Below are 11,658 nucleotides of genomic sequence, written 5' to 3'. Positions count from 1 at the left end.
TCCAAAAATCAATTCGATGATCCGATTGCGCGCCAGATTCGCGACGGCATCATTCAGACGCAGCACCTTCCGCGCCACGGCGCCGTGCGACGTGAAAAGCCGCAAACGCGGCAAGCTGGAGGCCGGCCATGCCGAGCGCCATCTTCACCGTGGAATCCAGCAGCAATGGCACCAGCAGCGCGGAAGACAGCAGGTTGCCAACCTGCTGCACCGTGACGTAGCCGCTGGACGCCAGGCCCCGCCGCTCCGGAAAGCAATCGAGCGCCAGCAACTGCAGGCTGGGCTGCGTCATCATCATCCCGGCCGCAAAGACCGGCAATGCAACCAGCGCCCACGGCATAGCCGGGGCGTGCATGACGGTCACGGCAACGTTGACGGCACCGGCCACCAGCATTACGGCGTGCCCCAGTATCACACTGGCCTCCGGGCTCGTACGGCCGGCAATGCGATGCGCCACCAGCGCGCCCGCGATAATCCCCGTCACGATCGGAATGAACAGCCAGCCAAACGATTGGGCGCCCAGTCCCAGATGCTGATAGACAAAGCGGGGCGCGGCGAAGACGTAGATGTAGATGGCCAGGTTGACGCCGGCATTGGCCAGTGCAAGTGCCATGAAGCGCCGGCTCGACAGCATTCCCATGTAGCCACGCGCCAGCAAGGCTGGATGCATCGGATGCCTGCGTGCCGGCGGCAACGTCTCCGGCACCCATAGCCAGCAGGAAACCAGCAAGCCACCCGATATCAGCGCAAGGAACACGAAGATGCTGCGCCAGCCGATCCACACAAGCAGCCAGCCGCCGCAGATGGGCGCCAGGGCCGGCGCCAGCGCAAAGATCATCGCGATCAGCGCCATGACCTTCTGGGCCTGCATGCCGTCGAATGCATCGCGCACCATCGCGCGTGCGACGATGACGCCGATTCCCGCGCCGACACCCTGCAAGGCCCGACCGGCGTAGAGCATGTCGATGCCAGTGGCCGCCGCGCAAACCAGCGATCCGGCCACGAAGAACACGCAGCCGGCCAGAATCATGCGGCGGCGGCCGATTGCATCCGAGATCGCCCCATGCCAGGGCAGCAGCAATGCAAACGGCAGCAGATAGGCCGTGAGCGATTGCTGCACCTGCGCGGTGCTCGCATGCAGGGCGTCCGCTATCGCGGCAAACGCCGGCAGGTAAGTCGCAATCGCGAACTGCCCCAGCATCGACAACCCGGCGGCCAGGGCCGCCATGGCACCGATGCTGGGCAAGCGGAGGCCGGCCTGCACGCCTTGCGCCGTATCCGGCCCCGCTACGTCCGCACAACGTGTCATGCCGTCATCGATGCCGCGGGCGCAGCCTGTGTGGTGACGGTGTCCTGGACGTCCGCCACTTGCTGCACATCGCGCTCATAGGTGCGCGATGCACGCAGGAAGCACAGCGCGGCAAGCAAGCCGAACGCCGGCATGATCGTCAGCGCGGACTGCAGTCCCAGGGCGTCGGACAGCGCACCACCGACGAACGGTCCGATGGCAAGGCCAAACATGTTCTGGAACAGCGACAGCACTGCGGCGCCGGTGGACCGAAGGCCCGGGTGAACCACGTCGAGCACCACGCCGGAGGCCGGGCCGACCGAGCAGGTCATCAGGAACCCGCCGAGCGCGATCATCAGGAACTGCTGGTTCATGGAATCGGCCGCGCCAAATGCGGCCATCAGGATCGGCATGGTCACCACGCACAGGAACGCCACCGCCTTGAGCTTGTTGCGCGGCTGCTTTGCTGCGGCAACGTCCGCGACGATACCCCAGAAGAACGAACCCACTGCGCCGCAAAGCACGATCAACGCCGCTTGCATGGCGGCCTGGTCCACGGGGATGCCGTGCACGCGATTGAAGTAGCTTGGCAGCCAGGCCCAGATGGTGGACACCACCACAAGTTGCAACGCGGCGCCGAGGCAGGTCCACCAGAGCGTGGACGAACTCGTCAGGGCCGCGATCATGTGCGTGAACAGACCCTTTGCCTGCCCACGGCTGGTGCGGTCACCAAGCTCCGCCGTCTTGTAGTCGGGCACCAGCAAATAGAGAATGGCCAGCAACAGACCCGGCACACCGACAACACCGAACGCCGCCTGCCATCCCCAGCGCGCCGTGATCACGCCGCCCAGCACGACACCGACCACTGCGCCGATCGAGCCTGCCGCGAAGAACGCACCGAGGAGCATCGAGCGCAGCCGCGCCGGAAACAGGCTCGCGATCAGTGCCGCACCAACGGAGCCATAGCCCGATTCGCCCGCCCCCACCACGGCCCGCGCGAGGAACAACTGCGAGTAGTTGCGCGTGAACATGCAGGAGATCGTGGCCATACTCCAGACCACCGCCATCACAAACACGCTCTTGACGCGGCTGACGCGGTCGGCCAGCAGTGCAACCGGAATGCCACCAAGCGCCACCACCACCGAGATGATGGATACCAGTGCGCCTAGCTGCTTGTCAGAAAGGCTCCAGGCCGCCTTGAGATGAGGAAACAGCGAGACGATGACCTGGCGGTCGATGTAGTCGAACAACATCAGCGCGAATGTCATTGCAAACGCAAACCAGGCTCGCCGCTTGCTGACGGCGTAGTCCTTGTTGTCTTCCTGCTGCGGGTCAGCGGAAATGTGATGCATAAGTAGTGTCTCCTCCTGTGCGAGCCGGCTAACGGGCCCTGTCACAACTGCCGTGGCTTGTTGAATGCCCGCTGTTTTTTTGCTGCGTTCAGCGGTGCGCAAACAGTATGGAGGTTCGCACGATGACAATTTGACTTAATGTGACATCGGCTTGACAAGCCGGGACACTAAGGGAATGTGCTATCCGGCCCTGGCAACCCTGAAAATCAGCCGGCGCGCGTCATCGTTCTGTCATCGCCCCCCTCCAGAATGCGCAGGTCATTCAAGCAAGGAGTCGACATGACGCATGCAATTGAAGTCCGCGGGCTGAGCAAGTCCTTCCGTGCGGACCGCAAGGCGCTTGACGATGTCACGCTGCAAATCGCCCCCGGCGAGATGGTTGCGCTGCTGGGCGCGTCCGGCTCGGGCAAGTCGACGCTGCTGCGCCATGTGGCCGGCTTTGTCACGGGCGATGCCGGTTCCGGCGAGATCCTCGTCAACGGCCGCACCGTGCAGCGCAATGGGCGTCTGGCCCGCGACGTGCGCCGCGTGCGCGCAGAGATCGGATTCGTATTCCAGCAGTTCAACCTGGTGGGCCGCCTGCCGGTGATCACCAATGTGCTGGTTGGCATGCTGACGCGCGTACCGAAATGGCGCAGCCTGTTCCGCATCTTCAAGGCCGCCGAAGTGCAGACCGGGCTCGATGCGCTTGCGCAGGTTGGTATAGACGACTATGCGTTTCAACGCGCTTCGACGTTGTCGGGCGGCCAGCAGCAACGCGCCGCCATCGCCCGCACGCTGGTGCAGAACGCGCAGGTGATCCTGGCCGACGAGCCGATCGCCTCGCTCGATCCCGAATCGTCGCGGCGCGTGATGTCGTTGCTCTCGCAGATCAATCGCACACGCAAGGTGGCCGTGGTGGTGTCGCTGCACCAGGTGGATGTGGCGATGCGCTACTGCCCGCGGGTGGTGGCACTGCGCCACGGCAAGGTGGTCTACGACGGCCCCTCCGCCGCGCTGACGCCGCAAATGCTGCGCGACCTGTACGGCACCGAAGCCGACGAACTGCTGCACGACAGCGTGCCCGACACGCCGCAGCCAGCGGAAGGCGTGCCCGCACCGGCCATGGTCAGGATGGAACTCGTGGCTGCCTGAAACGCCGCCTGAAACGCCGCCTGAAGCTCTGCCCCGACCGCCGCACACCAGTCGCCTTCCCCAACCGCTTTTCCCCTCAGCCTTTCCAAACGGAGTTTTCGATGCTTCGCAGAACCTTTCTTGCCGTGGTCGCTTCGGGTGTCGTCGCACTGCCCGCCTTCGCCCAGGACGCCAAAGTCCTGAACATGGGCATCATCTCGACGGAGACGTCGTCGAACCTGAAGTCCGCCTGGCAACCCGTGATCGACGACCTCAGCAAAGCGCTTGGCGTGCAGGTCAAGCCGTTCTTTGCTTCGGACTACGCCGGCATCATCGAAGGCATGCGCTTCAACAAGGTGCAGATCGCGTGGTACGGCAACAAGTCGGCCATGGAAGCCGTGGACCGCGCCAATGGCGAAGTGTTCGCCTCGGTGATCGACAAGGACGGCAACCCGGGCTACTGGTCGCTGCTGATCGTGCGCAAGGATAGCGACCTGAAGTCTGTCGAGGACGTCATCAAGCGCGGCCGCGACCTGACCTACGGCGCCGGCGATCCCAACTCCACCTCGGGCACCGCCGTACCGGGCTACTACCTGTGGGGCGCCAACAAGGTCGAGCCGAAGACGCTGTTCAAGGCCGTGCGCATCAGCAACCACGAGACCAACCTGCTGTCCGTGCTGAACAAGCAGGTGGACGTGGCAGTGAACAACACCGAGAACTTCGAGCGCTATCGCATCAACACGGGCAAGAACGCCTATGACGATGTGCGCGTGCTGTGGAAGTCGCCGCTGATCCCGGCCGATCCGCTCGTCTATCGCAAGGACCTGCCGCCCGAGCTGAAGAAGAAGATCCAGGCCTTCTTCGTCAACTACGGCAAGGGTGCCGACGCCGCACGCGAAAAGCAGGCGCTGGCCACGCTGACGTACCAGGGCTTCCGCGCATCGAGCGATGCCCAGCTGGTGCCGATCCGCCAGATCGAACTGGCCAAGGAAAAGGCCAAGATCGAATCCGATACCACGCTGGCCGCCGCCGACAAGGAAAAGAAGCTGGCCGATGTGTCGCGCCGCCTGGCCGAACTCGACCACGCCACCAGCGCGCAGTAAGCCTCGCCTGAAGCCGATGGTGTGCCACGCGGTGCGCCATCGGACCTGCAGTTCCTGCTTCAGCATTCCAGCTTCAGATTCCCCGCTTCAGATTTCCCTTTCCCGACTGCCCATGACTGCCACTGCCAAGCCCGGCCTGCCCCCCACGCCACAGAGTTCCGTCCGGCCGCCGCGCAATTCCCTCTCCGTGATGCTGATCTGGGCAACCGTACTGGCCACGCTGGCCATGTCCTGGCAAGGCGCCGACATGCGCCCGCTGGACCTGCTGCGCGATTCCGGCAACATGGCCCAGTTCGCCGCTGATTTCTTCCCGCCCAACTTCCGCGACTGGCACACCTATCTCGACGAGATGCTCGTCACCGTGCAGATCGCGCTGTGGGGCACCGCACTGGCCGTGGTCATGGCCGTGCCATTTGGCCTGCTGTGCTCGGCCAACATCGTTCCCGCGTGGGTCTATCAACCTGCGCGCCGCCTGATGGACGCCTGCCGCGCCATCAACGAAATGGTCTTCGCGATGCTGTTCATCGTCGCCGTTGGTCTTGGTCCGTTCGCCGGCGTGCTGGCGCTCTGGATCCACACCATGGGCGTGCTTGCCAAGCTGTTTGCCGAAGCGGTCGAGGCGATCGACCCGCGCCCCGTCGAAGGCGTGCGCGCCACGGGCGCCGGCCCGATCGAGGAGATCGTCTACGGCGTGATCCCGCAGGTGCTGCCGCTGTGGCTGTCGTTCGCGCTGTATCGTTTCGAATCGAACGTGCGCTCGGCATCGGTGGTCGGCATCGTCGGCGCCGGCGGCATCGGCACCGTGCTGTGGGAGATCATCCGCAGCTTCCAGTATGCGCAGACTTGCGCGGTGATGATTATCATCATTGCATTCGTGACCGCCCTCGACATCGTTTCCGCCCAGATTCGCAAGGTGCTCGTATGACCATGCTGACACTTCCGCGCATTGCATCGCTGTTTGAAAACCACGGCACCGCGTACTACGGCGGCGAGGCCATCAGCCAGACGGCCCACGCATTGCAGTGCGCGCAGCTTGCCGAGCAGGCTGGCGACCCAGAGGCGCTGATCGTCGCGGCGTTGTTGCACGATATCGGCCACCTGATGCTGGCGGAGAGCCTGACCACCGACATGCGCCATCAGGAAACCGGCGCCGATGCGCTGCGCGACCTGTTCGGCGAAGACGTGACGGAACCGATACGCCTTCATGTAGCGGCCAAGCGCTACCTGTGCGCCGTGGACCCGGCGTACTTTGAAACGCTGTCTCCGGCATCGGTGCATAGCCTGTCGCTACAAGGTGGCCCGCACGACGCCGGGCAGGCCGCCGCGTTCGCAGCCCAGCCGCATGCCACGGCAGCGGTGCGCCTGCGCCGCTATGACGACCTGGCCAAGGTGGTGGATCTGCAGACGCCTCCGCTTTCCCACTATCTCGAGATGGCCGCACGCTGCGTCCGCACGGCATGAGCGAGATCGACCACGGGATACATCTGATGCTGCGCGAAGTGCAAGGCACCGACGCGGAACTGCTGCAGCTTTCCGCGCTGCTGGCGACGATGGACGACGAAGCGCCGCTGCCACTGGCAACGATGCGCGAGCGCTTTGCGGCCATGCGCCGCTATCCCGACTACCGCTGCTATCTGGTGACTGATGCCGACGACGTGCCGCTTGGCACGTTCAGTCTGCTGGTCTTTCCGGTCATGGTGCACGACGGGCGCCCGGAAGCGCTGCTTGAGGCAGTGGTCGTGGCGCCGCCCGCGCGGGGCCGTGGCATTGGCAAGCGGATGATGCAGGAAGCGATGCGCCTGGCCCGCGAGGCTGGCGCGGCGAAGCTTGCCCTGTCATCGAATGCGCGGCGTCTGCAGGCGCATCAGTTCTATCGGCAACTCGGGTTCACCGAGCACGGGATCAGTTTTAGTACGGCGCTTTGAGAATTGAGTGCTGGCGTAGGGCGTTCGCGATTCAAGCGCTGGCCCTCTCCCCCGCCCCTCTCCCGCTCGCGGGAGAGGGGAGAACACCGCGAGCATATCAACGGCTGTTGGTTTGCTCCCCTCTCCCGCCCTGCGGGAGAGGGGCCGGGGGAGAGGGCAAGCGTTTCAATCCGCTGGCGCACCCACCAGTTGCGCAAACACCGCTGCCGACTCAGCCAGTTCACCGCTGTTGTCGATCTCGACCATCCGGCATCCGGGCGGCACGTCGAACGCCTGCGTCGCGCGTGCAAGCCTCCCGGAGATGGCCTCTTCAGACTCGCGCCCGCGCATCCGCAAGCGCGCGGCCAGCACCTCTGGTTTCACGCGCACATGCACGGCGCACAGCCGTGGATAGCGCGCCACCGCCTGCGGCAGATACTCGCGCGAGCCATTGACGATGACCGTGAGGCCCTGTACGAGCCACTGTTCGATCTCCACACCGATGCCGTAGTGCAGCCCATGGCTGTTCCAGTGCAGCGCCAGGCAACCGAGATCTACGCGCCGGTGAAATTCCTCGGCCGACAGCGCGACTGACGTCTCGTTCTCATCGGCCGCTCGCGTGATATAGCGGTGCGCCACGACGATTCGATCGTCGTGGCGCAGTCGTTCACGCAGCGCGCGCAGCAGCGAATCCTTTCCGCTGCCTGACGGACCCATCACGTAGAACAGGCCGCTGCCATCGGCGGCTGTACGCGGGACGGAGCGCGTGCTCATGCCTGGAGATACGGCGCGCCAGCCCCGTCGATGGTGGTGCCGTCGAATCCGAAATGCCGCGCGACGATAAAGTCCGCGCCGGGCTCGGGCTGCACGAACACGCTGATGCCATCGACATGCAGCGGCGACTCCAGCAGCTTTGCGCAACCGGCCGACAATTGCGCGAACGCTGCGGCCTCGCTGGCAGCGTCCAGCATGCCGGTCAGCGTGATATGGAACGTGAACGTGTCGAACGCGTACGGGTAGCCCCAGGCGTCGAGCATCGCGCGTTGAACAACCGTGAGCCGATGGGGCCGACGGCGGTTCATTTCCTCGACAGTAGCGGGCGCACGGAAACGATCGAACGCACGGATGCAGTCGTCAGCCAGCTCATGCATCCGCTGGCCGCCTTGCCCATTCTGATCGTCAAGACACCACGCGAGGAAGCCGCGCAATGCGCGCAGCGTCAGTGGTGCGTCGAACGCTTTGCGGCCATGCGCAAATGCGCGGGCTGCGGCATCGAGCATCTGCGCGTCGGTGCCGTCGGCCAGGCGGAATGGCGGCTTCAGCGTCGCGTGCAGCGCGTAATGCGCCGGGGCCTCGACCCATTCGGCCGGACGGTCCGCCATGCCCGCAGGCAGCGGCACGGCTGCGCCGGTGTCGGCGTCGCGGCCGAGCCATTGCGCGCCAAACGTGCGGAACGGTTCGGCCGGCGCGAGATAGATCGCGTAACGGTGCGCCTGCATCGTCATGCCGCCAGGCTGCCGCGATCGTCGGCAAGATCGGTGAGATCGGTGAGATCGGCCAGGTCGGTCATCGGCAGCGCAACCGTGGCGTGACGCAACTCGCCATTGACGATGGTGGCGCAGACGCGCGGCAAGCCCGGCTGGCTGTCGTCGACGAGAATCGCGTCGGCACGCATGCCCGGAGCCAGCACGCCGCGATCGCGCAGGCCCGCGGCACGTGCCGGGTTGCGCGATACCAGATGCCACGCATCGGGCAGCGCGCACACGCCAAGCTGCACGAGCTTGAACGCGGCCTGCAGCGGCGCGGGGTAGTAGTAGTCGGATGCCAGCACGGTGCACAGCCCCGCCGCCACCATCTCCGTGGCATTGGGTGCGCCGGTATGGCTCATGCCACGCAGCACGTTGGGGGCGCCGAACACGGTGTCATCGCCGATCTGGCGGGCCAGCGTAGCGGCCTCCACCGTCAGCGGGAATTCCGCAATCGTGCAGCCCTGGCGGTGATAGTGCTGGCGCGTTGCCACGTCCGGGTCGTCATGCGACGCGACGGGCAGGTTTGCGGCCCGCGCGGCGGCAATCAGCCGTGACATCGCGGCGGGCACTTCCTGCGCATTGCGGCTTGCCACACGGAGCCGGTTGCGGAACGTTTCGGTATCGCACTCTGCGCGCTCGGCGTACTGCACGAGCTTGCGCTCGTCGCCCATGCGGCGCGCCATGGTTGGCAGGTGATCGTTGATCGCAAGCAGGCCCACGCGGCCATCGCCCATCCAGGACAAGGCCAGTTCCACGCCCGCCAGGTGATAGGCCTCGAAGCGCAGATGCACCTTGTGCGAAGCACCAAGCACCGGCCGCAACTGGGCCAGAGCTTCGAACATGCGCAGCGCGTAAGCCTCGCCGCGCAGGCCGCCCTCCCACGACAATGTCACGCCGTGGAACTCGGTCGTGATGCCATGCGCCAGCAGTTGGCGATCGACGTCAAGCAGCGCGGCCCCGTACGGGAAGCTCACGCCGGGGCGCGGCATCACCGAACGCTCGAAAGCGTCACCGTGGATATCTACGATACCGGGCAGCACCAGCAGATCGCCCGCATCAATGCAGGGCCCGCTCGATGCAGGCTGCCGCGATACGTTGCCGCCTTGAAAGCCCAGTGTCGCCCGGCCAATGCCATCGGCGCCCAGTATGCGGCGGCCAGTAATCCCGCTGAGCGGGGTCGATGTGGTTTGAGAGATCGGTTGCATGCGCAGTACGTTAGCGTCGGCAAATGACAGACGGATGTCTAGACCAATGTGGCTGCATCGCCTTTCCGGGACAAACCGGGAACAGCCCGGGCGACGCTCTCATTCAATCGCTATTCGTTATCGGAAACGGTCAGTTGTACCCAGTCGCCGGCGAAGCGCGTCATGCTGTATTGCACGGGCGCGCCGTCGATGTCGACATTCAGTGCCTCCACCTGCAGGATCGGGCGCGTCTTGGGCTGGTTTAGCAGGCGTGCCACCGGTGCGCTCGGCATGGCCGCGGTGATGCGCGACCATTTGCGCGTGTAATCGGCAATGCCGTACAGCGCGAGTGCCCGCGAGATCGACTGCGTGCCACGCACCTTCTCTTCGAGATCGGGGAACCGCTTCGGGTCGAAATAATGCTCGGCCACGTCGATCGTGCGGCCCTCGGCCTTGCCAACCATCTGCACGTGCAGGATCTCCGCCGTCCGGCCCAGCCCGAGGTGTTTGGCGATCTCCGGCGCGCGCAGGATCTGGCTGTCGACGATTTCCGTGTGCCCGCGCATGCCCTGCGCGGCCAGGTTCTGCGAAAAGCGCGTACGACGGCCGATTGCATAGTCGATCGCATGTTCCTGCACAAAGGTGCCGCGGCCCTGCTCGATCCGCACGAGACCGCTCAGCTCCAGCTCGCCCATCGCGCGCCGGATCGTATGGCGGTTCACGGCAAAGCGCGATGCAAGTTCCGGCTCCGGCGGCAATTGCTCGCCCGGGCCATACAGCTTGTTGCGGATGTCCTCCGCCAGCGCCTCGCCAATCTGGCGCCATACCGCAACGCCCGAACCCCGTTCGACTTCCCGATCAGACATCTTGCCCTGTCCTGTTGTCATCAAGCATTCATCACTACCGTGCGATTGTGCCTCAGGCCCGGCGCGCCTGTCGCGTGCCCGAGAAAACGCCGGGCCGGTCACGAAACGTTCATCTGCCTGTGGTCTAGTATCGCCGTGTTGTGTTAGTTTACATCTAAACGTATAGACGTATAGGGGTGATCATGGAAAGCGAAACCGCAGGCCAGGCCAATGCGGCGCGTGCCGCGTGGATGCGGGTCCTGGCGCTGGCCCAATCGGACGCGCTGGATGCGGCCTACTCCCAGTTGGGCAATGTGGCTGCGCTGCCCGGTTACCGGCTGCTGCGCAAACCGGAATCAGGCATGGCGATGGTCCGGGCCCGTGCAGGCGGCACCGGGGCCCAGTTCAATCTGGGCGAAATGTCCGTCACACGTTGCGCCGTGGTGCTCGATGAGACGCAAGACCAGCCCGCCACTGCCGGCGTGGCCTATGTACAGGGGCGCGGTACGCGCCATGCCGAGCAGGCAGCCGTGCTGGACGCACTGCTGCAGCTACCCGCGCGGCACCAGCGTGTGATGGACATCGTCATCACACCGCTGGAGCGGGCCCTGGCCGAGCGCGCCGCGCGCCAGGCAGCCACTGCCGCGCAAACACGCGTCGAATTCTTCACGATGGTTCGCGGAGAGGACTGAATGCCATCCACCCAACCGATTGCCATCCAACCAATTGCCACCCTGCCGATGACCGCCACGCCGGCCACCTCGCTGCTGCCGGGTTTCGAGAACCCCGTCGATGACGCCCAGCAGGTGTTTCGCGCCACGCTCGACGCGTTTGCCCATCCGGGCCGGATTGAATCGCTGCCCGTGACTAGTGGACAGCCCGAGGGCCTGTCGGCGGCGCTGACCGCCTTGCTGCTGACGCTGGCCGACCCCGACACCCCTGTCTGGCTGCCCGCCGGCGTACCGGCCGCGGCGCGCGCGTTCCTGCGCTTCCATTGCGGTTGCCCGCTTGTCGATGCGCTTGATGCAGCCACCTTTGTCTGCGTCCCGGCCGGCCATGCCATGCCAGCGCTCGCCGAATGCGCGCAAGGCCTGCCCGCCTACCCAGATCGCTCTGCCACGCTGATCGTGGAAGTCGCATCGCTGCAGGAAGGCGAGGCGCTTACGCTGCGCGGACCCGGCATCGACACCACGCAGACGCTGCGCGTGACCGGCCTGCCGGCCGACTTCCGCAAAAGCTGGCGCGCCAACAACGCGGGCTTCCCGCTAGGCGTGGACCTGCTGCTGGCCAGCGGCGATCAATTCTGCGCGATGACGCGCACCACGCACGTGGAGGACTGA

General features: G+C 65.3%; 13 protein-coding genes. 7 read left to right on the top strand and 6 right to left on the bottom strand.

Annotated elements, in window-relative coordinates; translation table 11 throughout:
- Positions 1-49 precede the first annotated feature (49 nt).
- Positions 50-1,309 carry a multidrug effflux MFS transporter gene (locus tag B552_RS0119695; RefSeq protein WP_026035842.1) on the bottom strand — a complete coding sequence of 420 codons (1,260 nt, stop codon included), beginning with the start codon at positions 1,307-1,309 and terminating at the stop codon, positions 50-52.
- A complete protein-coding gene (locus B552_RS0119690) occupies positions 1,306-2,640 on the bottom strand; it encodes an MFS transporter (RefSeq protein ID WP_019450772.1) in 1,335 nt (444 codons plus the stop codon). The genes B552_RS0119695 and B552_RS0119690 overlap by 4 nt, the downstream gene beginning before the upstream one ends.
- A 279-nt stretch (positions 2,641-2,919) precedes the next feature.
- Here B552_RS0119690 and phnC point away from each other — a divergent pair, with 279 nt between their 5' ends.
- The 5 genes from phnC to B552_RS0119665 all read left to right on the top strand — a co-directional run bounded on the left by phnC (position 2,920) and on the right by B552_RS0119665 (position 6,781).
- Entirely contained in the window at positions 2,920-3,774 is an 855-nt protein-coding gene (gene phnC / locus B552_RS0119685; RefSeq protein ID WP_019450771.1) for a phosphonate ABC transporter ATP-binding protein, read from the top strand.
- A 101-nt stretch (positions 3,775-3,875) separates the two neighbouring features.
- Positions 3,876-4,856 carry a phosphonate ABC transporter substrate-binding protein gene (gene phnD, locus B552_RS0119680; protein ID WP_019450770.1) on the top strand — a complete coding sequence of 327 codons (981 nt, stop codon included), beginning with the start codon at positions 3,876-3,878 and terminating at the stop codon, positions 4,854-4,856.
- Between the two features lie 112 nt (positions 4,857-4,968).
- A complete protein-coding gene (gene phnE / locus B552_RS0119675; protein WP_026035841.1) occupies positions 4,969-5,781 on the top strand; it encodes a phosphonate ABC transporter, permease protein PhnE in 813 nt (270 codons plus the stop codon).
- Positions 5,782-5,783: 2 nt separating this feature from the next.
- Positions 5,784-6,317: a phosphonate degradation HD-domain oxygenase gene (locus tag B552_RS0119670; protein ID WP_026035840.1), complete on the top strand. Its 534-nt coding sequence runs from the start codon at positions 5,784-5,786 to the stop codon at positions 6,315-6,317.
- Positions 6,314-6,781, top strand: coding sequence for a GNAT family N-acetyltransferase (locus B552_RS0119665; RefSeq protein ID WP_019450767.1), 468 nt, complete (start codon positions 6,314-6,316; stop codon positions 6,779-6,781). Before B552_RS0119670 ends, B552_RS0119665 begins: the two co-directional genes overlap by 4 nt.
- A 165-nt stretch (positions 6,782-6,946) precedes the next feature.
- Here the strand turns inward: B552_RS0119665 and phnN are convergent, their stop codons facing one another.
- From phnN to phnF, 4 genes are all read right to left on the bottom strand, one after another.
- Entirely contained in the window at positions 6,947-7,534 is a 588-nt protein-coding gene (phnN, locus tag B552_RS0119660) for a phosphonate metabolism protein/1,5-bisphosphokinase (PRPP-forming) PhnN (protein WP_019450766.1), read from the bottom strand.
- Positions 7,531-8,265, bottom strand: coding sequence for a DUF1045 domain-containing protein (locus tag B552_RS0119655; RefSeq protein WP_019450765.1), 735 nt, complete (start codon positions 8,263-8,265; stop codon positions 7,531-7,533). Before B552_RS0119655 ends, phnN begins: the two co-directional genes overlap by 4 nt.
- Complete coding sequence (locus B552_RS0119650; RefSeq protein WP_019450764.1) at positions 8,262-9,494, bottom strand: alpha-D-ribose 1-methylphosphonate 5-triphosphate diphosphatase; 1,233 nt, start codon at positions 9,492-9,494, stop codon at positions 8,262-8,264. The genes B552_RS0119655 and B552_RS0119650 overlap by 4 nt, the downstream gene beginning before the upstream one ends.
- 110 nt (positions 9,495-9,604) lie before the next feature.
- Entirely contained in the window at positions 9,605-10,339 is a 735-nt protein-coding gene (gene phnF / locus B552_RS0119645; RefSeq protein ID WP_026035839.1) for a phosphonate metabolism transcriptional regulator PhnF, read from the bottom strand.
- A 182-nt stretch (positions 10,340-10,521) separates the two neighbouring features.
- Here phnF and phnG point away from each other — a divergent pair, with 182 nt between their 5' ends.
- Positions 10,522-11,010: a phosphonate C-P lyase system protein PhnG gene (phnG, locus tag B552_RS0119640; RefSeq protein WP_019450762.1), complete on the top strand. Its 489-nt coding sequence runs from the start codon at positions 10,522-10,524 to the stop codon at positions 11,008-11,010.
- 48 nt (positions 11,011-11,058) lie between these two features.
- Positions 11,059-11,658 carry a phosphonate C-P lyase system protein PhnH gene (gene phnH, locus B552_RS0119635; protein WP_157160306.1) on the top strand — a complete coding sequence of 200 codons (600 nt, stop codon included), beginning with the start codon at positions 11,059-11,061 and terminating at the stop codon, positions 11,656-11,658.

This window comes from Cupriavidus sp. BIS7, assembly GCF_000292345.1.
Taxonomy (GTDB): Bacteria; Pseudomonadota; Gammaproteobacteria; order Burkholderiales; family Burkholderiaceae; genus Cupriavidus.
The sequence above is the reverse complement of the archived record's forward strand: the minus strand, read 5'-3'. Positions and strand labels throughout refer to the sequence as shown.

Coding starts and splice junctions, on each gene's coding strand:
- B552_RS0119695 (WP_026035842.1), bottom strand. CDS start 1,309: ATGACACGTTGTGCGGACGTAGCGGGGCCGGATACGGCGCAAGGCGTG.
- B552_RS0119690 (WP_019450772.1), bottom strand. CDS start 2,640: ATGCATCACATTTCCGCTGACCCGCAGCAGGAAGACAACAAGGACTAC.
- phnC (WP_019450771.1), top strand. CDS start 2,920: ATGACGCATGCAATTGAAGTCCGCGGGCTGAGCAAGTCCTTCCGTGCG.
- phnD (WP_019450770.1), top strand. CDS start 3,876: ATGCTTCGCAGAACCTTTCTTGCCGTGGTCGCTTCGGGTGTCGTCGCA.
- phnE (WP_026035841.1), top strand. CDS start 4,969: ATGACTGCCACTGCCAAGCCCGGCCTGCCCCCCACGCCACAGAGTTCC.
- B552_RS0119670 (WP_026035840.1), top strand. CDS start 5,784: ATGCTGACACTTCCGCGCATTGCATCGCTGTTTGAAAACCACGGCACC.
- B552_RS0119665 (WP_019450767.1), top strand. CDS start 6,314: ATGAGCGAGATCGACCACGGGATACATCTGATGCTGCGCGAAGTGCAA.
- phnN (WP_019450766.1), bottom strand. CDS start 7,534: ATGAGCACGCGCTCCGTCCCGCGTACAGCCGCCGATGGCAGCGGCCTG.
- B552_RS0119655 (WP_019450765.1), bottom strand. CDS start 8,265: ATGACGATGCAGGCGCACCGTTACGCGATCTATCTCGCGCCGGCCGAA.
- B552_RS0119650 (WP_019450764.1), bottom strand. CDS start 9,494: ATGCAACCGATCTCTCAAACCACATCGACCCCGCTCAGCGGGATTACT.
- phnF (WP_026035839.1), bottom strand. CDS start 10,339: ATGTCTGATCGGGAAGTCGAACGGGGTTCGGGCGTTGCGGTATGGCGC.
- phnG (WP_019450762.1), top strand. CDS start 10,522: ATGGAAAGCGAAACCGCAGGCCAGGCCAATGCGGCGCGTGCCGCGTGG.
- phnH (WP_157160306.1), top strand. CDS start 11,059: ATGACCGCCACGCCGGCCACCTCGCTGCTGCCGGGTTTCGAGAACCCC.